The following is a 19998-nucleotide window of genomic DNA, read 5'->3' as shown; positions in this document are numbered from 1 at the left end:
GGCGCCGCCGCTACAGCGCCGCGCGTCCTTTCGGACGTGCAAAGGACGCTGTAGCAATTTGATTTTGCGCATAGTCATTTCCGAAGATCGTTCCGAGCTTCGGGATCATGCGTCGAGGAGCAGTGCATGTCCGAAAAACCTGTCGATTCGCTTGATGAAAGCGAGGCAGCAAGCGAGCTGAAGCGGTTGGCGCAGGAAATCGCCGGCCATGATTTGCGCTACCATGCCGAAGATGCGCCGACGATTTCGGACGCCGCCTACGATGCGCTGCGGCGGCGCAATCTCGCCATCGAGCAGTGTTTTCCTCATCTTGTGCGCGAGGATTCGCCGTCACGGAAAGTCGGCGCGGCGGTGTCGGAAAAATTCGGCAAGATCGTCCATGCCATTCCTATGCTGTCGCTCGACAACGCTTTTGCCGATGCGGACGTGATCGATTTCGTCGGCCGCATTCGCCGCTTCTTGCGGCTCGGCGCCGACGCGCCGTTGGCCATGACGGCCGAGCCGAAGATCGACGGCCTGTCGCTGTCGCTGCGCTACGAGGCGGGACGGCTGGTGACGGCAGCAACGCGTGGCAACGGCCAGGTCGGCGAGGATGTGACAGCCAACGCCCGCACCATCGCTGAGATTCCCAATGTGCTTTCGGGGGATTTTCCCGAAGTATTGGAAGTGCGCGGCGAGGTCTATATGCGCCTCACTGATTTCGCCGAGCTCAATCGCCGCAATGCCGAGGCCGGAAAGCAGGTTTTTGCCAATCCGCGCAACTCGGCGGCAGGCTCCTTGCGCCAGCTCGACACCTCGATCACCGCCAGCCGGCCGCTGCGGTTTTTCGCCTATGCCTGGGGCGCGGTGAACGCCATGCCCGCCGACACGCAGATGGGCATGGTGGCAGCGTTCGAGAGCTTTGGCTTCAGGGTCAACCCGCTGATGAAGCTGTTCGATAGTGTCGAAGGGCTGCTCGAACAATACCGGCTGATCGAATCCAACCGGGCGACGCTTGGCTACGACATCGACGGCGTCGTCTACAAGGTGAACAGCCTTGAGCTGCAGCAGCGGCTGGGCTTCGTGTCACGCTCGCCACGCTGGGCGATCGCGCACAAATTCCCCGCCGAGAAGGCGACGACGATCCTGACCGGCATAGACATCCAGGTCGGCCGCACCGGCGCGCTGACGCCGGTGGCGCGGCTTGTGCCGGTGACGGTCGGCGGCGTCGTGGTGACCAACGCGACGCTGCACAATGAGGACTACATCAAGGGCATCGGCAATAGCGGCCAGCCGATCCGCGAAGGCCGTGACATTCGCATCGGCGACACGGTGAGCATCCAGCGTGCTGGCGATGTCATTCCGCAGGTCATCGACGTGGTCATGGAAAAGCGGCCGCCCGACAGCATGCCATATGCATTCCCAGTGCTTTGCCCGGCCTGCGGCAGCCACGCCGTGCGCGAGGAGGGTGAAGCGGTCAGGCGCTGCACAGGCGGTTTGATCTGCCCCGCGCAAGCGGTGGAGCGTCTGCGCCATTTCGTGTCCCGAGGCGCTTTTGATATCGAGGGGCTGGGCGAGAAGCAGATTGAGTTCTTCTTCCATGCCGAGGATCCGTCGCTGCGCATCTATTCGCCGGCCGACATCTTCACGCTGAAGGCACGGCAGGCAGCATCGCTGACCAAGCTCGAGAATGTCGACGGTTTCGGCGCGACCTCGGTGCGCAAGCTGTTCGCGGCAATCGACGACCGGCGGCAGGTCGAGTTCTCGCGCTTCCTCTATGCGCTCGGCATCCGCCACATCGGCGAGACCAACGCCAAGCGGCTGGCCCGCCATTTCCTTTCCTTTGCGGCTTTCCGCGAAACCGGGCAAAGCGCCGTCATGCCGGCCGGCAAGGGCGACCCGGGCAACGCCGCCTGGCAGGAGTTGAACGGCATCAACGGCATCGGCTCGATCGTGGCCGAAGCGGTGGTCGACTTCTTCGCTGAAGACCATAACCGGCAGGCGCTCGACGCATTGCTGGCGGAAGTAACAGTGCTCGACGAGGAGCCGGTCGGTGGCGTGTCGTCGCCGGTCTCCGGCAAGACGGTGGTCTTCACCGGCGCATTGGAGAAAATGTCGCGCGACGAGGCCAAGGCAATGGCCGAAAAGCTCGGCGCCAAGGTCGCCGGCTCGGTGTCGAAGAAGACCGATCTCGTCGTTGCCGGACCAGGTGCCGGCTCCAAGCTCAAGCTCGCCACCGAGCTCGGCATCGAAGTGATCGACGAGGATGCGTGGTTCGTGCGGATCGGCAAGGCGTGACGGTGGCATTTACCGGTTTCGGCCAAAAGGCCCTTCCTTTCCTCAAGGCGCTCAATTTTCATCAGCGCCGGGAGTGGTTTGTCGAAAACCGCGACCTTTTCGAAAGCGAGTTGCGCGATCCTTTCGGCGATCTGGTCGAAACGCTCTCCGAGCGCTTCGCTGTAGTGGGGCTGGGGTTGCGCGGCGATCGCAAGAAGTCGCTGTTCCGGATCAATCGCGACGTGCGTTTCGCTAAGGATAAACGACCCTATAACCGGCATCTGTCGGCAATTCTTTCGCCTGACGGCACCAAGATGGAACAGGGCGTGTTGTTCGTCTATATCGGGCTTGAGCGCTGCTTTGCCGCCGTTGCCTGGTGGCAACCCGGGCCGGCGCTTTTGCTGGCGATGCGCCAAGCCATCGGGACACGGCCGGGTGAATTCCGAGCGCTGATCAAGGCGTTGAAGCAAAACCGTCTCGAACTTGATCCGGAAGGCTGCATGAAGCGCACACCGCGTGGCTTCGAGCATGTCACCGACATCGACCTCGTGGCCGCCATCCGCAATCGGCATTTCGTAGTCTGGCACGAGATCGACCCTGCGGGAATCCACAGTGCGGCATTGGCCGACGAGCTCGTCGATTTCACCATGCGCGCCAAGCCGCTGCTCGACTGGGGCAGGGCGATCGAAGGCAAGGTCCCGGTGAACCAAGCTCCGGACCGATGATGCAGGCCTGAACGTGCAAAATGGCTGCGCGATCATTTCCGCTGATCGTTTGGCTCAAGCGAATTGGTGTGACAAGGCAAGTGGCGCTCCCTACATACGACCTTTCTCCAAAAGAATGGTCCCAAGGAGTGGCTGATGTCGGCGGAAGCAATCTCCGAAAACCGCGCGAAGAGCGATTTCTGGCAAGGCGTGCGGCTCTCGATGCCCGTCGTGGTGGCGGCGGCGCCGTTTGGACTGCTGTTCGGTGCGCTTGCCGTCGACAATGGTTTTTCGGTGCTCGAAGCCGTCCTGATGAGCGCCATGGTTTACGGCGGCGCGAGCCAGATGGTGGGTATCGAATTGTTCGGGCAGCATGTCGCGCCATGGCTGATCGTGCTGTCGATCTTCGCCGTGAATTTCCGCCATGTGCTTTATTCCGCCGGTATCGGCCGGCGCATCGCGCACTGGCCGCTGATCCAGCAAGCGGTAGGCTATTTCCTGCTCACCGATCCGCAGTTCGCGGTGGCTGAGCGTAAGGCGGAAGCCGGCGAGACGGTCGGCTTCGCCTGGTACATGGGGCTTGGCCTGCCGGTCTATGTGTTCTGGGTAACCGAAAGCGCGCTCGGCGCGATGTTCGGCAAGCTCATTCCCGATACGCATGCGCTGGGCATCGATTTCCTGCTGCCGATCTATTTTCTCGGACTGGTCATGAGCTTTCGCAAACGGCCATTGTGGCTACCGGTGGTCGTCGCCAGTGCTGCTGCCTCCATCATAGCCTACAAGACGGTGGGCTCGCCCTGGCACGTCTCCATTGGCGCCGTGGCCGGCGTGCTGCTCGCCGTCATCCTGCCGCCGCACCACAGTGGTGTGGAGGCGCGGCCATGAGCACAACCCTGTGGATCATCATCGCCGGTGCGATCGCCACCTATCTGACCCGCATCGGCGGGCATCTGGTGATCTCGCGCTTCGAAAACGTCCATCCGCGCGTCGAGGCAGGGCTGAACGCCGTGCCGGCGGCGGTGCTGACGACGCTGGTGGCGCCCGCGGCCCTTGGCGCCGGGCCGGCGGAATGGGCGGCATTGATCGTCGCCGGGCTGGTCTCGCTGCGCGGCGGGCTTATGGCGATGTTTTTGGCCGGCGCCGCCGTGCTCGTCCTCGCCCGGCAGTTCGCCGGATAGACGAAACCTGCTACACGCCTTTGTGAAAATCAGATCTTCTGGTCGTGCGGCAGCGGTGCGGTTGCCTGTTCCAGCCAGGCCAGCGTCTCGCCATCGAGCATCGGTCCGATCTCGGCCAGCACGCGTGCGTGGTATTGGTCGAGCCAGTGCAGCTCGTCACGCGTCAACAGGTCGGTGCGCACCAGCCTGGTGTCGATCGGAGCCAGCGTCAGCGTTTCGAAGCCGTGCATGGTGATGTCGCCGCCCTCTATCGGTTCGGCCGGCGTCACCAGGATGAGATTCTCGATGCGGATGCCGTAAGAGCCTTCCTTGTAGTAGCCCGGCTCGTTGGAGAGGATCATGCCCGCCAGCAGCTTCTCAGTGCCGGTCTTGGCGATGCGTTGCGGGCCTTCGTGAACGGCCAGATAGGAGCCGACGCCGTGGCCGGTGCCGTGGGCGAAATCGCAGCCATGTCTCCACAGGGCAAGACGCGCCACGGCATCGATTTCGGAGCCGCGCGTGCCCGGGGGAAAGCGCAGCATGGAAATGCCGATCATGCCCTTCAGCACCAGCGTGAAGCGTTCGCGCATTTCCTCGGTCGGATTGCCGATCGGCACAGTGCGGGTGATGTCGGTGGTGCCGTCCTGATACTGCCCGCCGGAATCGAGCAGGAACAGCTCGCCAGACTGAAGCTTTCGGCTGGTGGCGCGGGAAACGCGGTAGTGCATGATGGCGCCGTTCGGACCGGCGCCCGAGATCGTGTCGAAAGACACGTCGCGCAACGGCATCTGCGTTTCCTCGCCGGTGCTGCGGCGGCACTCCTCGAGCTTGGTGACGACGGCGATTTCGTCGAGCTTGCCGGGTTTCTGGCGGTCGAGCCAGCAGAGCAGCTTGGCCACGGCGGCGCCATCGCGGCGATGCGCGGCGCGGGCGCCGTTGATCTCGGCCTGGTTTTTCGTGGCGCGTGGAATGCGGGCTGGATCGGGCGCCGATATGACGGTGCCGCCATTGTCCTCGACCAGCATGCTGAGCTTCTTCGCCGCCAGCACCGGGTCCAGCGCGATTTTTGCACCGCCCTTGGCCAGAGCCGCGATCGCCGCTTCGAAGTCACGGGGTTCGTGCAGTTCAGCAAGCTGCGTCAGATAAGCTGCGACGGTGCGCGAAAACTTGCGCTGGTCCATGAAAAGCTGGTGCGACCCGTCGGCGGCGAGCACAGCGAAGCCGAGCGCCAGCGGCGTATGCGGCACGTCGCCGCCGCGGATGTCGAAGGCCCAGGCGATGGAGGACGGGTCGGTCAGCACGGCATGGGTGGCGCCATCCTTGCCGATGGCCGACGCCAGCCGCGCCAGCTTGTCCTTGGCCAGTTCGCCGGCAAAGGCGATCGGATGGAGCTCGACCGGCGCCCGCGGCGGGTCGGGCTGGTCCTTCCAGATGGCGTCGATTGGATTCTTCTCGAGCGGCACCAAAACCGCCCCCGATTTTTCGGCCGAAGCTTTCAGCGCTTTCACGTCGCCGATCGTCTGCAGCCACGGATCGAAGCCAAGCCGCACGCCCTTGCCGAGATTGTCCTTGATCCAAGTGGGAGGCGGATTGTCGACCAGGCTTTCGATCGAGAAGATGTCGAGATCGACTTCCTGGCGCACCTGCAGCGTATAGCGTCCGTCGACGAACATGACGGCGCGGCCGCCGAGCACGATGGCGATGCCGGCCGAGCCACTGAAGCCGGTCAGCCATTTCAGCCGCGCCGAGCGGTCGGCGACATATTCGCCCTGATGCTCATCGGCACGCGGCACGATGAAGCCATCCAGGTCGTTGGCCGCCAGCCATTGACGCAGCAGCGCCACCCGCGGCTTGCCGACGGCTGGGTCGCCGGCGGAATCAAAAGTCTGGAACATGACGGGGCTCTCCTCGGATGCTGGCGCGACCGTAGCGCATGACCCCGAAAATCGGAATCGACTTTTGCTGGGCTGATCTTCGGTTCGGAGAAAACCAGCGCAAGATCAAAGTGCTACAGCATCAGCCGCCTGACAACCGACGGGATTTGGTCCAGCAGCATCGCTTTTGCGCATAGACGCCATGCAGAATCAGCGATTTTCAAATAGGTCAGCAGACCTTACCTTTTTGGAGTGGAGGAACGACTCTTATTGCACTGCAAAGGAGACCATCATGTCCACGATTTCAGCCAGACGCGGATTTTTCCGAAGCGCCATGAACGCTCTCATCGAAGCGCGCCAGCGAGAAGCGAGCCGCTATGTGAGCGGCGTTCTGCTTGGCTTTGACGACGAAACGCTGAAAGCGCACGGCTACGATCGCGAAGAGCTGAGGAAGGCGGCAAGGTCGCCCTACGTCTGAGCGACTTGCTGCTTGCGTTTGAAGGCGCTGCGCGTCACCGCTTGAGGTGGATCGTCACCCAGCCCTCGCGGTGCAACGTCCTGACATGGCGGAACTGCTGGCCGACATAGGCCGAGATCACCGCGTCACGCTGCCGGTCGAGGATGCCTGATAGCACGATCGAGCCGCCCAAGGTGACATGCCCGGCCATTTCGGGCGCCAGCCGCATCAGCGGCCGCGCCAGTATGTTGGCGACGATGAGGTCGAAGGGCCCGCGCGCGGCAAAGATCGGGTGGTGGAAGCCCGGAGCCGTCGCCGTTTCGACGAGCGCCTTGACATGGTTGAGCCGCGCATTGGCGGCGGCGACCTTTATGGCGACCGGATCGATATCGGTCGCCAGCACCGGGATATGGGCGAGCTTGGCCACCGCGATGGCCAGCACGGCACTGCCGGTGCCGAGGTCGAGTGCGTTGCGCGGGCGCTCGCGCCGCACGACCTGTTCGAGCATTTCAAGGCAGCCGGCGGTGGTGCCGTGATGGCCGGTGCCGAAGGCGAGGCCCGCTTCGATCTCGATGGCGAGCTCGCCGCTGTGGCGCTTTCTGCGGTCATGCGCGCCGTGGACGAAGAAACGGCCAGCGCGCACCGGCTTCAGTCCCTCCAGCGAACGCGTCACCCAGTCGATATCGGGCACGGGCTCGCGCGCAATCGGCCTCGACAGGGCAAGCCCGGCAAGAATCTCTTCCACGCGCGCCTCGACGGCATCGACATCGCCGTCGGCATAGAGCGACACTTCGTGGATGTCGCGATCCTCATCGACTTCGAGGATGGCAATCGGCAGACCTTCGTCCTCGAAGGCCGTCTCGAACGCCGCGAAGATACGGTCGGCCTCGATCTTTCCAGTGGTGAAATAAAGCCGCGTTTGGGTCATCAAACGATGTTTTTGTTTGAGCATGATCTTTTCCGAAAACCGGTCTCACTTTTCGGGATCATGCTCTAACCTTCCGCCGCCAGCCGCTTGAGCTTGGCGATGGCGGTGTCCGGGCTTTCGCCATAGGCGATGGTGCCGGCGAAGTCGCCCCTGGCGTTGAGCAGCAGCACCGACGCGGTGTGGTCCATCGTGTAGTCGCCGTTGCCGGTATCGACCTTTTTCGAATAGATGCCGAAGGATTTGGCCATGGCGTGGACCTTGTCAGGATCGCCGGTGATGCCGAGGATGCGGTCGGAGAAATTGCTGATATAGGCGTTCATGATTTCGGGTGTGTCGCGTTCCGGGTCCACCGAGACGAAATAGGCGCGCAGGTTCTTGCCGTCGTCACCCATCGTCTTCAGCCAGCCGGCCAGTTCGAACAGCGTGGTCGGGCAGACCTCCGGGCAATGGGTGAAACCGAAGAAGACGACGCTGGGGTGGCCGCGAAAGGCAGCCTCGGTGACCGGAGCGCCCTTCTGGTCGACCAGCGTGAACGGCGCGCCGAACGGCTCGCCGCCATAGTGCCCGCGGTACCAGTCGAAGGTGAGCCAGCCGATGCCTGCTGCCATCAGGACAAGAATGCCGACCAGTATCGAACGCATCATCAATTGGGTGTCCGTCGTGATTTTCATTGGCGCCGTATCGGCGCAAGCTTGTTCGGCGAACACTCTTAACGGTTTGATCTCGCGCGCGCAAAGATGTCGCGTTGCCGCAACCGGCATGCCTGTCAAAAAATGATCCGCTTGCAAAGCGCTGCCGCCGGTCCCACCTGAGGTCGGCAAAACTCGAACCGCAGGAGGCTTCCTTGCAAGGACTGATTGGGCGAAAACTGATCGGCGGCGCTTTGGCCGCATGCCTTGTCATCGGTGCTGGTGCGGCTTTCGCCCAGGAGGTCGGCAAGGTCGGCGTCGACTGGCTAGGCAACGACATCATCGTCGAGGCAATCAAGGATCCCAAGGTCGAAGGCGTGACCTGCCACGTCTCCTATTTCGACCGCGGCGTGATCGATCGTTTGCAAAAGGGCAACTGGTTCGAGGATCCGTCCGATTCTTCGATCTCCTGCCGCCAGACCGGGCCGATCACCATCAGCGAGATCGACATGAGCGAGGCCGGCGAGGAGGTTTTCAAGCAAGGCATCAGCCTGATCTGGAAGAAGCAGGTGGTGAACCGCATCTACGACAAAGCCAATGAGACCTTGATCTATCTGTCGCACTCGCGCCAGGTGCAGGACGGTTCGGCGAAAATGTCGGTCACCACCGTGCCGCTCTACGGCCAGAACGTGGTGTGGACCAACGGCAAGCCAAAATAGCAATTTGAAGTGCTACAGCGTCCCTTTGCGCGCCCAAACGGACGCGGGGCGCTGTGGTCGGCTTGCGAGAGCGTTCGCGGCGGCGTAAAGCGCCGGCATGGACCGTCCCGAAAACCTCGTCCTGAAAGACCCCGAGCCGCGTATCCATCCGACCGCGGAGTTGAAGGCGTGCAGGCTTGGACGCTACGCGTCGATCGGCGAGCGGGTCATCCTGCGTGAAGTCATGGTCGGTGATTTTTCCTATTTCGAGCGCCACGCCGAGGCGATCTACGCGACCATCGGCAAGTTCTGTTCGATCGCCGCCAACAGCCGCATCAACGCGCTGGAGCATCCGATTGAGCGGCTGACCCAGCACAAGGTCAGCTACCGCCCGAACGAGTATTTTCGCTGGCTGGGCGTCGACGCGGCTTTCCGGGAACGGCGCCGGGCGCAATCCGTCAGCATCGGCCACGATGTCTGGATCGGCCATGGCGCGGTGATCATGCCTGATGTGACCATCGGCAATGGCGCGATCATCGGCGCCAATGCGGTGGTGACGCGCGACGTTCCTGCCTATGCGATTGTCGCCGGCGTTCCGGCCAGGCAATTGCGCCAACGCTTCGCGGCGGACATCGCCGCGCGGATCGAACGTCTTGCCTGGTGGGACTGGCCGGTCGAGAAACTGGCCAAGGCGGTCCCCGACATGCAGGCGCTGTCCATCGAGGTTTTCCTCGACCGCTGGGAAAACGAAATACCCTGATCTTGCGGGTGCGTGCACGGCTATGTCCGTGAAATTCCGTGAAATCCCTCCTTTCAGGGAACCCGGAGCGGTTGCCGGTTGTTTCTCCCTGCCATGATAGAGAAGCGTTTCACGAAGATCGCCAACTACGTCGCCCATCTCGCCGGTCTGCCGTCGACATTCGCCATCTGCTGCCTGATCATCATGGCCTGGGCGATAAGCGGGCCGATTTTCGGCTTTTCCGATACGTGGCAACTCGTCATCAATACCGGCACGACGATCGTCACCTTCCTGATGGTGTTCCTCATCCAGAACACCCAGAACCGCGATGGCACGGCGATTCAGACGAAACTCGACGAGTTGATCCGGGCCGGCAAAGCTCACAATACTTTTATCGGCATCGAGCACCTGACCGAATCCGAGGTCGAGGAGATTCGCAAAAAATGTGAACAGGCGGCGAAACGGCATGACCAGAAGATCGCCGATGCTGCGGTCAAGAAAGCCGCTGCGCAAAAGCGCGGCTCGAAGACACGTGCGGCGTAAGCGTCAGCTTTCCATGAACGCCGCGAAAGCGTCCTTGTGGGCCGGGTGCCAGCGCGACAGAGCAGGGCGGTTCTCGACGATGTCGCCGATCGCCCAGGCCATGCGCTTTTCGTCCATGGGCCGTGTCGCCTCGTTATCGGGGCACAGGATGTAGAAATCGCCGCGCACCAGCGAGGTCAGCATGAAGTCGATCACCTGCTCGCCTGTCCAGGCACCGGCGGGTTTTTCGGTCGCGCCCTCGGTCAGGCCGGTAAAAGTGAATCCCGGAATGAGCAGATGCGCCGCAACCTTTGCGCCAGGCTCGTTGCGCAGCGCGTGTGCCAGGCCTTCGGTGAAGGTCTTCACGCCTGATTTGGAGACGTTGTAGGCAAGGTTGCCAGGCGGCGTGGTGATGCCTTGCTTGGAGCCGGTGTTGACGATCAGGCCTGGCCTGCCGGCCGCCAGCATGCCCGGCGCAAAGGCCTCGACGCCATGGACGACGCCCCAGAAATTGATGTCCAGCAGACGCTTCCAGGCGTCGCGGTTCTCCCAGGGTTTGCCAGGATTGTTGCCGACGCCGGCATTGTTCATCAACAAAGACACCTCGCCGAAGGCACCGAATGCCTTTTCGGCCAGCAGGTCTAGTTCGTCGGCCTTCGAGACATCGGTGGCGACAGCAAGCACCGCGTTATCGCCGGCAATCGTGGCAACGGCGCGGGCAGCCTCGTCGAGCCGCGCGCCACCGATATCGGCCAGCACGATTTTCAAGCCCATCGCCGCCAGCCGCTTGGCCGCGGCAAGGCCGATGCCGCTGGCGCTGCCGGTGATGACGGCAACGTTGCCGGAGGCTAGCGCAGGCAAAGCGGTCTGGATTTCGGCGTCGGTGGTCATGGCGATTATCCTCGTTCAAGTTGCGCCGAACTTAACGCGGCAAGGGGCTCGCGCAAGCCCGCTTTGGCGTCCTTGGGTTGACCACATCGGCAGGCGCTGCGCATGCTGTCCTGACAAAAAGGAGATTTACCGATTGACCGACTGGATCGAGATCCTGAAAGAACAGACCGCCACCGGCGACCAGATGAGCCGCGAAGTGCCGCAAATGCTTGCCAATCCCGACATCAGCGAAGCGCAAGTGAAGACGCTGTTTTCGGCGCTCGAAAAACAGGCGGAGTTCGTCGAGAAGCTGCGCATGGCGCTGGAAAAATTCGGCCATGATTTTTCGGTGATCAAGGCGGCCGAGCGGCTGGAGGAGCGCTACGCCGACCTTGCTGCCTCGGTGGCGGAAAAGCTGAAAGCGATGCGAGGCTAGGCGGACCTATTTTTCGATCTGCTTTTCGAACCGCTTGTCCGGCACGAACCAGATCATGGCAACCAGCACATAGAGCGCGACGCTGATCCATTGATTGACGAAGGTCAGCGGAATGGCGGCGATGTAGAGGACCACCGAGATCTTTTCCTTGCGGTCGGTGCCTACCGCTCTGGCGAAGGCAGTGTCGTTGCCATGCAGCCGATGCAGTATGACGACCAGAATGAAGTAGGCGGCCGCGCAAAGCGCCAGGACAACACCGTAAACGGCGACAGGCACCGGCGCGAAATGGTTTTCACCCATGAAGGCGGTGGTCACGGGCATCAACGACAGCCAGAACAGCAGATGCAGATTGGCCCACAGCACGCGGCCATCGACGCGCTGCACGGTGTGGAACATGTTGTGCAGATTGTTCCAGTAGATGCCGACATAGATGAAGGACAGCACATAGCTGAGAAAAGTGGGCCATAGAGGTGCCAGCGCGGAAAATTCCGCGCTATGCGGCACCTTCAATTCCAGCACCATGATGGTGATGATGATGGCCATGACGCCATCGGTAAATGCCTCGACCCGTCCCTTGCCCATGGATTCTCCTTACCAATGCGCTGAAGTTAAAAGATGATTTCGCGCAGCGCCACCGGCAATACCGCCAAACCTGTCAGGAGCACGTCCGAGGAGGGGAACACCTGACCCGAAACAGGCGTTAGCGTCACGATTCCCTGACAACTGGAGGTCGAAATGATCGCCATGACGTGCGATAACGAGCTCGGCGGCAGGGCGGCAATGGCCGCCGTTGCTGCCATGATCGCAGTTCTTTTCGCCGGCAGCACGGTGCTGACGCCGCTTTACGTCATCTACAAACAGGCGTTCGGCTTCTCGCAGATCACCCTTACCCTGGTCTATGCCGTCTATGTCATCGGTAACCTGGCGGCGCTTTTGATGTTCGGGCGCGTGTCGGATGTCATCGGCCGCCGGCCGGTCGCCTTGGCGGCGATGACGGTGGCGGTCGTCAGCGCGCTGTTTTTCCTGTTCGCCGAAAATGTCGCGTGGCTCGACATCGCCCGGATTCTGAGCGGCTTGGGTATAGGCGTCGGTGCGGGAACCGGCACCGCCTGGCTCGCCGAGCTGGTCGCTACCGACGACAAATCACGTGCCGCCATCATTGCCACCAGCACCAATTTCTTTGGTCTCGGTCTTGGCGCGCTGGCGGCGGGACTGCTTGCCGAATATGCGCCGTGGCCACTAAGGCTGACATTCGTCGTTTATCTGGCGGTGCTTGCCCTTGTCGCGGCGCTGGTCTGGCGCACGCGAGAAACCATTTCACAACCGGGAAAACTGGCCGATATCTCCATGCAGCCACGGTTCTCGGTGCCTGGTGAAATCCGCGCCGGTTTCGTGGCGCCAGCGGTAACCGGCTTCGGCGCCATGGCGCTGGTCGGTTTCTACGCGGCGCTCGCGCCGAGCATACTGGCGCAGCAGCTCCATGTGACCAACCATGCCCTGGCCGGCGCCTTGTTCTTCGAACTGGCGATCGTGGCCGCCGTCACCATATTGGTGACGACACGCCTTTCGAGCCGCAGCACCATGCTCGCGGCTTTGGCCCTGATGATCCCGACCGTCGTCCTGGTCGTGGCGGCGCAGGTCTTCGCTTCGATGGCCATCATGATCGCCGCGACTGCGTTCTGCGGCGTCGCGGCAGCGCTCGGCTATCGTGGCGGCCTGCAAGTGGTCAACCAGATCGCGCCGGCCAGCCGCCGCGCCGAAGTGGTCTCAGCCTTCTTTATCTGCTGCTTTTGCGGCAATGCGCTGCCGGTCATCGGTATTGGCATCCTGTCGACGGTGATAAGCGCGACAATGGCAAGCCTGGCCTTTGCCGGCATGATCACGATCTTTTCCCTGGTGGCGCTCGCGTTTGGCGCCAGATATGCGCTGTGAGCGCTTCGTTCAGCCGTTCGGCGTTTCGGGCGAAAGATGCGCGCGCTGGCGCGGCACGCCGAGGCCGGTGTCCGGCGGCTCGCCGGCAGCCGGCCTGCCCTCGATCATGTGCATAGTGCGCCAGCGACCGAAGCGGTAATAGGCCGCTGCCAGCGCGAGCGAGGTGATCGAGCCGACCGGAAAGCTCCACCACAGCGCTTCCTCGCCGATCACGCTTCGGAAGAAATAGGCGAAGCTGGTGCGCACCAGAAGCACCGAGATCACCAGGATGATCAGCGGCGGCATCACCGCGCCGGTGGCGCGCACCGTGGCGAAGAGCACGATGGTGACGCCGAACAGGATGAAGGACCAGGACGCGACCTTGTTGATGTAGGTGGCGATGTCGATTGCGGCGAGGGTCGGCGTGCGTCTGATCCAGCTCTTTTTATTGATTTTGCTGTCTCTCACACCCCGGTGACAAACCCGTCTAGAACCCGTTTCTGGCCGGCCTTGTCGAAGTCGATGGTCAGCTTGTTGCCGTCGATGGCCGAAATGTTGCCGTTGCCGAATTTCTGGTGGAAGACGCGGTCGCCGACATTGAAGGCCGACGGCGTGTCGGCGACGGATTTGGCGACCAGCTCGCCGTCGATGGTGCGGCCTTTGATCGAGGTGCGGCCGGCACCATAGCCCGAGTCGGTCTCGCCATAGCCGATGCGCTCGACCTGATGGCCGGAGCGCGAGCCCCAGTTGCGGTCGGTTGCCTCGGTGCGGTTCTGTTGCGCGCGCTGCCAGCCCGGCGTCGCATAGGTGTTGGAGAAGGCGCCAGATTTCTCGGCTCCGACATTGTCGAAACGCGAGGCGCCATAGGGGTTCTGCCTTCCTGCTCCTTGGCCGCCACGGCCCGATGCGAACGAGCCGCCGCCATAGGAATTGCCGTAACCGCCGTAGCTGTTGCCGCTTTCGGCGACCTCGACATGGGCTTCCGGCAATTCGTCGAGGAAACGCGACGGGATCGTCGATTGCCACAGACCATGGATGCGGCGGTTGGAGACGAACCACAAATGCAGGTTCTTCTTGGCACGGGTCAGGCCGACATAGGCCAGCCGCCGTTCTTCCTCCAGCCCGGAGCGGCCGCCCTCGTCGAGTGCGCGCTGGTGCGGGAACAGGCCTTCCTCCCAGCCGGGCAGAAAAACGGTCTCGAATTCGAGGCCCTTGGCCGAATGCAGCGTCATGATGTTGACGGCGTCGAGCTCGGCGTTCTGCTCGGCGTCCATCACGAGTGCGACATGTTCGAGGAAGGAGCGCAGCGACTCATACTCCTCCATGGAGCGGATCAGTTCTTTCAGGTTTTCCAGCCGGCCGGGAGCTTCCACCGAGCGGTCGTTCTTCCACATATCGGTATAGCCGCTCTCCTCCAGTATGGTCTCGGCCAGTTCGGTGTGCGGCGTGGTTTCCAGCGCCTTCTGCCAGCGCTCGAAATTGGCTGATACCTCGCGCAGCGCGGCGCGCGGCTTTGGCTTCAACTCGTCGCTTTCGGCGAGCTTGGCGGCGGCCTCCAGCATCGGGATGCGCAGCGCCCTGGCGGTATCGTGGATCTGGCGGATGGTGGCTTCGCCCAACCCACGCTTCGGCACGTTGACGATGCGCTCGAAGGCGAGGTCGTCGGCGCCTTGCGCGACGACGCGGAAGAAGGCCAGCGCATCGCGGATTTCGAGGCGCTCGTAGAAGCGCGGGCCGCCGATGACGCGGTAGTTGAGGCCGAGCGTGACGAAACGGTCCTCGAATTCGCGCATTTGGAAGGACGCGCGCACCAGGATCGCCATGTCGTTGAGATTGTGCTTCTGCCGCTGATAGGCTTCGATGGTTTCGCCGACGGCGCGGGCTTCCTCCTCGGAATCCCAGGCGGCATGGACATGCACCTTCTCATCGTCTTCCGCGATTTTTTCGGTGAACAGCGTCTTGCCGAAGCGGCCTTCATTGTGGGCGATGAGGTGGGAGGCGGTGCCGAGGATGTGCGCGGTGGAGCGATAGTTGCGCTCCAGCCGGATGATCGTGGCGCCGGGGAAGTCCTTGTCGAAGCGCAGGATGTTGTCGACCTCGGCCCCGCGCCAGCCGTAGATGGATTGGTCGTCGTCGCCGACGCAGCAGATATTAACCGTGGCCGGGCGCGGGTTTCCCTCCCCCTTGAGGGGAGGGTGGCCGGGCAAAGCCCGGCCGGGTGGGGTCCGTGCGGCAATGCTCGACGCTCTGGCGGTGCCTTCTGCGGCAACCCCCTCCGCCCGCTTCGCGGGCACCTCCCCCTCAAGGGGGGAGGATTGTGGCCGCTGCGCCAAAAGGCGCAGCCACATGTACTGCGCGGTGTTGGTGTCCTGATATTCGTCGACGAGGATGTAGCGAAAACGCTTATGATATTCCTTCAGCACGTCCGGATTGGCGCGGAAGATGCGGATCGGATGGCACAGGAGGTCGCCGAAGTCGCAGGCGTTCAGCGTCTTCAGCCGCTCCTGGTAGGCCTTGTAGAGCTCTCGGCCCTTGCCGTTGGCGAAGGCGCGGGCGTCGCCCTCGGGAATGTCGGCGGGGCCAAGCCCCTTGTTCTTCCAGCCGTCGATCATCTGGGCGAACTGCTTGGCCGGCCAGCGCTTGTCGTCCAGCCCTTCGGCCTGGATGAGCTGCTTGATCAGGCGCACGACATCATCGGTGTCAAGAATAGTGAAATCGGATTTGAGCCCGGCAAGCTCGGCGTGCCGGCGTAAGAGCTTCACGCCAATCGAGTGGAAGGTGCCGAGCCACGGCATGCCTTCCACATTGCCTTCGCCGATCAAGAGGCCGATGCGCTGCTTCATTTCGCGCGCGGCCTTGTTGGTGAAGGTGACGGCGAGGATCTGCGACGGGAAGGCCTTACCGGTGGCGAGGATGTGGGCGATGCGGGTGGTCAAGACGCGCGTCTTGCCGGTGCCGGCGCCGGCCAGCACCAGAACCGGGCCTTCGGTGGTTTCCACCGCCAGCCGCTGCTCGGGGTTGAGCCCGTTCAGATAATCGGGCGCATTGTTGTGGCCGCTGCGGGCAGCCATGGCGCGCGCAGCAATGCCCGACGGGGCCACGGGCCGCGCGTTCGGTTCGTCAAAAAAAGGCATATCTTCCGAAAAGCCGGACATCTCCCCCGAATGTAGTGATTCGGCAGCGAAAGGCCAGAAGTGTCTCCGTTTTGTTCTCAGTCCAGTCCACAATCTGGATGGGTCCGCGACCCAAAACGTCGAGCTTGCTGTGGGTCCACGCCTAAAACGCGGAGCTTGCTTGACAGCCACGGCGGGCCGGAGAAAGTTGTGCTCGGGGCAGGAACGCAATGCCGGGTTGCCCATTGACGCGTTGCGAAGCGCGCACCAGTCGAAGGAGCATCGTCTTGGCTGTCGTCGTTACCTCCCTCATCCTTTTCCTCATCGGCCTGGCGCTTGGTGGCGGCGGCATCTGGTTAGCTTCGCTGGGCGGCAGTTGGTACTACATCATTGCTGGCATCGCCTTCCTCGTCGCTGGCTGGCTGCTCTACAGGCGCAAATCCATGGCGCTGTGGCTGTACGCGGCGATCGTCATCGGCACGCTCTGCTGGGCGGTCTGGGAAATCGGCTTCGACTGGTGGGAACTCGGTCCGCGCGGCGGCATCATCGTGCTTATCGCGTTGTGGCTATTGACGCCGTGGGCGCGGCGCGGGCTCACCGGTCCCGATGGACGCGCGCCGCTGATCCTCGCGGTGCTGGCGTCGCTTGCCGTCGCCGGCTATTCGATGACAACCGATCCAAAGGATATCGCCGGCGAACTCAATACCGATGAGGTGACGCCAACGGCCGACCTCGGCGGCAACGTGCCAGCCGGCGAATGGCATTTTTACGGCCGCACCCAGTATGGCCAGCGCTATTCGCCTCTCGACCAGATCACCGTCGAAAACGTTGCCAATTTGCAGCCGGCCTGGACCTATCGCACCGGTGACGTGAAAGGGCCCGACGACGTCACTGAGACAACCTATCAGGTGACGCCGCTGAAGGTCGCCGACACGCTCTACATTTGCACACCGCACAATTTCGCCATTGCCATAGATGCCGCGAGCGGCAAGGAGAAATGGCGCTTCGATCCCCAGGTCAAGCTGGACAAGGACCGCCAGCACCAGACGTGCCGCGGCGTGTCCTATTATGCCGATGCCAAAATCGCCGCCGGCCAGCCCTGTGCAGCACGCGTCTATCTGCCGACATCCGACGCCCGGCTGATCGCGCTCGACGCCGCGAATGGCCAGGTCTGTCCCACATTTGCCGAAGGCGGCACGTTGAACCTGCTCGCCAACATGCCATATCCGAAGCCGGGCTATTATTATTCGACGTCGGCGCCGCTGATCGTCGCCAACAAGATCATCGTCGGCGGCGCGGTCAACGACAATTATTCAACGCAGGAGCCGTCCGGCGTCATCCGTGCCTTCGACGTCGACACCGGCGCCCTGATTTGGAACTGGGATTCGGGCAATCCGGACCAGACGACGCCACTGGCACCGGGTCAGACCTATACCAACAACTCGCCCAACATGTGGTCGACGGCGAGCGCCGACGAGAAGCTCGGTTTGCTCTATGTGCCGCTCGGCAACAAGACGCCGGATCAGCTCGGCGCCGGGCGGAGCGCCAATGACGAGAAATTCTCCTCTTCGGTCACAGCGCTCGATCTCAACACCGGACAATTGCGGTGGGTGCGGCAGACCGTGCATCACGATCTCTGGGACATGGACGTGCCGGCGCAGCCGACGCTGGTCGACATCACCACGGCTGCCGGCGTCGTGCCGGCGCTGGTCGGGCCGACCAAACAGGGCGACCTCTATGTGCTCGACCGGCGCAGCGGCGAGCCGATCGTCCCGATCAACGAAGTGCCGGCGCCGGGCGGCGCGATCGAGGGCGACCACACCTCGCCGACGCAGCCGGTTTCGGACCTGAGCTTCAATCCGAAGCCGCTGACCGGCGCCGACATGTGGGGCATCACCATGTTCGACCAGCTGGCTTGCCGGATCGAGTTCCTTAAACTGCGCTACGAGGGCCGCTACACGCCGCCGTCGCTGCAAGGCTCGCTGATCTATCCCGGCAATTTCGGCACGTTCAACTGGGGCGGCGTGGCGGTCGATCCGGTCCGGCAGGTGATATTCGGCATGCCGACATACCTGGCGTTCATCTCCAAGCTGGTGCCGCGCGCGGACGTGCCGCCGCCGGGCGATACCAAAGGCAGCGAACAGGGCCTCAACCGCAATGAAGGTGCGCCTTATGCAGTGATATTGAAGCCGTTTCTGTCGCCGCTCGGCATCCCCTGCCAGGCACCGCCCTGGGGCTATGTCGCGGGCGCCGATCTCAGGACCGGCAAGATCGTCTACAAGCATCGCAACGGCACCGTCTACGACATGACGCCGCTGCCGCTGCCGTTCAAGGTCGGCGTGCCGGGCATCGGTGGGCCGATGATCACCGCCGGCGGCGTCGCCTTCCTTGGTGCTGCGGTCGACGACTTCTTCCGCGCCTATGATCTGACGACCGGCAGGCAGCTCTGGCAGACCCGGCTGCCGGCCGGCGGGCAGTCGACGCCGATGACCTACACGGTCGCCGATGGACGCCAATTCGTGGTCATCGTCGCCGGCGGCCATGGCTCGGTCGGCACCAAGCCGGGGGATTATGTGATGGCCTACACGCTGCCGAAGTAGAGAGTTCTTTCAGAGGCCAGGATTGCTTTTCACGCTGCTTGCAGCACGGCGCCGGTTGCTGCGGACCTTGACCATCGATCGCCTGGTGGCAGCGAAGGCTGCGGACCGGAGCGTCAGTAGGGCAGCGCCGGCAAGCACGAATGCGCTTACGAGGATCGGGGTGGGGAAGGTCATGCGCGTTTGTTCCTTCTTGTCAGAGCCAGCCAGCGTGGGCGACGTCACCACCAGCAGCTTTCCTTTATATTGTGGCAGGAACGTCAAGATTTGCCATCAATTACAAAAACGTGATGACGGCGTGGCGCGATCGCGTTACGGCTTTCGCGCCGAGACCAGCAGATAGGCCTTGGCGACAGCGCCGAAATAACCAGCGATGAGCCGGCAGACGATGGCGGTGCCGAGGCTGGACTTCAGGCTCATGGTGCCTTTCGCCCGTTCCGATGCCGGCCACGCGACGAGGCTGCGGCGGAAGCCGCCAAGGCAATTGTCGGTGGCGTCTTCTACCTTGACGTCCTGAAAGCCGGCCACGCCGAACAGCACCCGGTAGGAAGCAATGTCGGAGACCAGATTGGCCCTCGGCACGCCAAGGCGATCAGAGATTGCAGAGGTGAAGCCCCGAAACAGGATGTCGGACAGCACCAGCACGCCGCCGGGCTTGAGCACCCGGAAGGCTTCCGCGACGAAAGCCGCACGCGTATCGAAATGGAAGGCCGCCTCGACGCAGATGACCGCGTCGAAACTTTCGTCGGCGAAGGCGAGCTTGACGGCATCCATCTGCAGCACCGCTGCGCCGGGAGCGTTCTGGCGCGCCGTCGCAACCTGGGCGGCGGAGATGTTGATGGCGGTGACGGCCTCCGGCGGATAGGACAGCAGCAACCGTTTCGTCGATGCGCCGAGCCCGCAGGCGACGTCGAGGATGCGGCCGTCCTTCTTCGGCAGCCGCGCCAGCAACGTGTCGACAAGCGCTTCGCTGGCTTCGCGCTGCGACGTGGCGCCCGTCGCCCAGTAGCCGAAATTGTAGAATCCGCTGCCGCCGTAGTAGCGGCGCTGCTTGCTGCTCTTCATGACCCGGTCGTAGATGCGGATCATTTTCTGCTGCGCGACCAT

At 62.8% G+C, this 19998-nt stretch carries 20 protein-coding genes; 11 read left to right on the top strand and 9 right to left on the bottom strand.

Translation table 11 applies throughout. The features are described 5' to 3' along the window. Positions 1 to 126: 126 nt before the first annotated feature. The 4 genes from ligA (at position 127) to EN885_RS21530 (ending at position 4138) form a co-directional block, all read left to right on the top strand. A complete protein-coding gene (gene ligA / locus EN885_RS21545; protein ID WP_128243158.1) occupies positions 127 to 2277 on the top strand; it encodes an NAD-dependent DNA ligase LigA in 2151 nt (716 codons plus the stop codon). Beyond that, the gene (locus EN885_RS21540; RefSeq protein WP_128243157.1) at positions 2274 to 2981 is read left to right on the top strand and encodes a TIGR02453 family protein; all 708 of its coding nucleotides are present in this window, start codon (positions 2274 to 2276) and stop codon (positions 2979 to 2981) included. Before ligA ends, EN885_RS21540 begins: the two co-directional genes overlap by 4 nt. A 135-nt stretch (positions 2982 to 3116) precedes the next feature. After that, positions 3117 to 3845: an AzlC family ABC transporter permease gene (locus EN885_RS21535; protein ID WP_126105896.1), complete on the top strand. Its 729-nt coding sequence runs from the start codon at positions 3117 to 3119 to the stop codon at positions 3843 to 3845. Next, positions 3842 to 4138, top strand: coding sequence for an AzlD family protein (locus tag EN885_RS21530; RefSeq protein WP_128243156.1), 297 nt, complete (start codon positions 3842 to 3844; stop codon positions 4136 to 4138). Before EN885_RS21535 ends, EN885_RS21530 begins: the two co-directional genes overlap by 4 nt. Positions 4139 to 4167: 29 nt before the next feature. Here EN885_RS21530 and EN885_RS21525 read toward each other — a convergent pair whose 3' ends face one another. Next, entirely contained in the window at positions 4168 to 6012 is a 1845-nt protein-coding gene (locus EN885_RS21525; protein WP_128243155.1) for an aminopeptidase P family protein, read from the bottom strand. Positions 6013 to 6283: 271 nt separating this feature from the next. Between EN885_RS21525 and EN885_RS21520 the strand changes: the two genes are divergently transcribed. Next, on the top strand, positions 6284 to 6469 hold the full coding sequence (locus EN885_RS21520) for a hypothetical protein (RefSeq protein ID WP_095483353.1): 186 nt from the start codon (positions 6284 to 6286) through the stop codon (positions 6467 to 6469). Between the two features lie 34 nt (positions 6470 to 6503). Here EN885_RS21520 and EN885_RS21515 read toward each other — a convergent pair whose 3' ends face one another. Both EN885_RS21515 and EN885_RS21510 read right to left on the bottom strand, forming a co-directional pair. Next, complete coding sequence (locus EN885_RS21515; protein WP_128243220.1) at positions 6504 to 7376, bottom strand: 50S ribosomal protein L11 methyltransferase; 873 nt, start codon at positions 7374 to 7376, stop codon at positions 6504 to 6506. A gap of 65 nt (positions 7377 to 7441) precedes the next feature. After that, the gene (locus EN885_RS21510; RefSeq protein ID WP_128243219.1) at positions 7442 to 8020 is read right to left on the bottom strand and encodes an SCO family protein; all 579 of its coding nucleotides are present in this window, start codon (positions 8018 to 8020) and stop codon (positions 7442 to 7444) included. Positions 8021 to 8220: 200 nt separating this feature from the next. On the opposite strand from EN885_RS21510, the gene EN885_RS21505 reads away from it, so the two are divergent. From EN885_RS21505 to EN885_RS21495, 3 genes are all read left to right on the top strand, one after another. After that, positions 8221 to 8724, top strand: a complete 504-nt coding sequence (locus EN885_RS21505) for a CreA family protein (protein ID WP_095483478.1) — start codon at positions 8221 to 8223, stop codon at positions 8722 to 8724. A gap of 97 nt (positions 8725 to 8821) precedes the next feature. Further along, complete coding sequence (locus tag EN885_RS21500; protein ID WP_128243154.1) at positions 8822 to 9463, top strand: antibiotic acetyltransferase; 642 nt, start codon at positions 8822 to 8824, stop codon at positions 9461 to 9463. A gap of 93 nt (positions 9464 to 9556) precedes the next feature. Then, complete coding sequence (locus EN885_RS21495) at positions 9557 to 9985, top strand: low affinity iron permease family protein (RefSeq protein WP_164897887.1); 429 nt, start codon at positions 9557 to 9559, stop codon at positions 9983 to 9985. Positions 9986 to 9988: 3 nt separating this feature from the next. Here EN885_RS21495 and EN885_RS21490 read toward each other — a convergent pair whose 3' ends face one another. After that, positions 9989 to 10855, bottom strand: a complete 867-nt coding sequence (locus EN885_RS21490) for an SDR family NAD(P)-dependent oxidoreductase (RefSeq protein WP_128243153.1) — start codon at positions 10853 to 10855, stop codon at positions 9989 to 9991. A gap of 133 nt (positions 10856 to 10988) precedes the next feature. Here EN885_RS21490 and EN885_RS21485 point away from each other — a divergent pair, with 133 nt between their 5' ends. Then, positions 10989 to 11270: a hypothetical protein gene (locus tag EN885_RS21485; RefSeq protein WP_029351415.1), complete on the top strand. Its 282-nt coding sequence runs from the start codon at positions 10989 to 10991 to the stop codon at positions 11268 to 11270. Positions 11271 to 11276: 6 nt separating this feature from the next. Here EN885_RS21485 and EN885_RS21480 read toward each other — a convergent pair whose 3' ends face one another. Beyond that, positions 11277 to 11852 carry a TMEM175 family protein gene (locus EN885_RS21480; protein ID WP_126105907.1) on the bottom strand — a complete coding sequence of 192 codons (576 nt, stop codon included), beginning with the start codon at positions 11850 to 11852 and terminating at the stop codon, positions 11277 to 11279. Positions 11853 to 12005: 153 nt separating this feature from the next. On the opposite strand from EN885_RS21480, the gene EN885_RS21475 reads away from it, so the two are divergent. Beyond that, positions 12006 to 13202 (top strand): MFS transporter, encoded by a 1197-nt coding sequence (locus EN885_RS21475; RefSeq protein WP_128243152.1) that lies wholly within the window; start codon positions 12006 to 12008, stop codon positions 13200 to 13202. Between the two features lie 9 nt (positions 13203 to 13211). Here EN885_RS21475 and EN885_RS21470 read toward each other — a convergent pair whose 3' ends face one another. After that, entirely contained in the window at positions 13212 to 13649 is a 438-nt protein-coding gene (locus EN885_RS21470; protein ID WP_245457995.1) for a hypothetical protein, read from the bottom strand. Next, the gene (locus EN885_RS21465) at positions 13646 to 16336 is read right to left on the bottom strand and encodes a UvrD-helicase domain-containing protein (RefSeq protein ID WP_128243151.1); all 2691 of its coding nucleotides are present in this window, start codon (positions 16334 to 16336) and stop codon (positions 13646 to 13648) included. The genes EN885_RS21470 and EN885_RS21465 overlap by 4 nt, the downstream gene beginning before the upstream one ends. Positions 16337 to 16581: 245 nt before the next feature. Here EN885_RS21465 and EN885_RS21460 point away from each other — a divergent pair, with 245 nt between their 5' ends. Continuing rightward, on the top strand, positions 16582 to 18894 hold the full coding sequence (locus EN885_RS21460) for a glucose/quinate/shikimate family membrane-bound PQQ-dependent dehydrogenase (protein WP_128243150.1): 2313 nt from the start codon (positions 16582 to 16584) through the stop codon (positions 18892 to 18894). A gap of 9 nt (positions 18895 to 18903) precedes the next feature. Here the strand turns inward: EN885_RS21460 and EN885_RS21455 are convergent, their stop codons facing one another. Then, complete coding sequence (locus tag EN885_RS21455) at positions 18904 to 19155, bottom strand: hypothetical protein (RefSeq protein ID WP_126105911.1); 252 nt, start codon at positions 19153 to 19155, stop codon at positions 18904 to 18906. A gap of 48 nt (positions 19156 to 19203) precedes the next feature. Then, the gene (locus EN885_RS21450; RefSeq protein WP_126105912.1) at positions 19204 to 19998 is read right to left on the bottom strand and encodes a class I SAM-dependent methyltransferase; all 795 of its coding nucleotides are present in this window, start codon (positions 19996 to 19998) and stop codon (positions 19204 to 19206) included.

The organism is Mesorhizobium sp. M6A.T.Cr.TU.014.01.1.1 (genome assembly GCF_004022765.1).
Taxonomy (GTDB): Bacteria; Pseudomonadota; Alphaproteobacteria; order Rhizobiales; family Rhizobiaceae; genus Mesorhizobium; species Mesorhizobium mediterraneum.
The sequence above is the reverse complement of the archived record's forward strand: the minus strand, read 5'-3'. Positions and strand labels throughout refer to the sequence as shown.

What these genes read in the sequence shown, in the direction of transcription:
- ligA (WP_128243158.1), top strand. Translation starts at nt 127, where the DNA reads ATGTCCGAAAAACCTGTCGATTCGCTTGATGAAAGCGAGGCAGCAAGC.
- EN885_RS21535 (WP_126105896.1), top strand. Translation starts at nt 3,117, where the DNA reads ATGTCGGCGGAAGCAATCTCCGAAAACCGCGCGAAGAGCGATTTCTGG.
- EN885_RS21530 (WP_128243156.1), top strand. Translation starts at nt 3,842, where the DNA reads ATGAGCACAACCCTGTGGATCATCATCGCCGGTGCGATCGCCACCTAT.
- EN885_RS21525 (WP_128243155.1), bottom strand. Translation starts at nt 6,012, where the DNA reads ATGTTCCAGACTTTTGATTCCGCCGGCGACCCAGCCGTCGGCAAGCCG.
- EN885_RS21520 (WP_095483353.1), top strand. Translation starts at nt 6,284, where the DNA reads ATGTCCACGATTTCAGCCAGACGCGGATTTTTCCGAAGCGCCATGAAC.
- EN885_RS21515 (WP_128243220.1), bottom strand. Translation starts at nt 7,376, where the DNA reads ATGACCCAAACGCGGCTTTATTTCACCACTGGAAAGATCGAGGCCGAC.
- EN885_RS21510 (WP_128243219.1), bottom strand. Translation starts at nt 8,020, where the DNA reads ATGATGCGTTCGATACTGGTCGGCATTCTTGTCCTGATGGCAGCAGGC.
- EN885_RS21500 (WP_128243154.1), top strand. Translation starts at nt 8,822, where the DNA reads ATGGACCGTCCCGAAAACCTCGTCCTGAAAGACCCCGAGCCGCGTATC.
- EN885_RS21495 (WP_164897887.1), top strand. Translation starts at nt 9,557, where the DNA reads ATGATAGAGAAGCGTTTCACGAAGATCGCCAACTACGTCGCCCATCTC.
- EN885_RS21490 (WP_128243153.1), bottom strand. Translation starts at nt 10,855, where the DNA reads ATGACCACCGACGCCGAAATCCAGACCGCTTTGCCTGCGCTAGCCTCC.
- EN885_RS21480 (WP_126105907.1), bottom strand. Translation starts at nt 11,852, where the DNA reads ATGGGCAAGGGACGGGTCGAGGCATTTACCGATGGCGTCATGGCCATC.
- EN885_RS21475 (WP_128243152.1), top strand. Translation starts at nt 12,006, where the DNA reads ATGATCGCCATGACGTGCGATAACGAGCTCGGCGGCAGGGCGGCAATG.
- EN885_RS21465 (WP_128243151.1), bottom strand. Translation starts at nt 16,336, where the DNA reads ATGTCCGGCTTTTCGGAAGATATGCCTTTTTTTGACGAACCGAACGCG.
- EN885_RS21450 (WP_126105912.1), bottom strand. Translation starts at nt 19,998, where the DNA reads ATGGTCGCGCAGCAGAAAATGATCCGCATCTACGACCGGGTCATGAAG.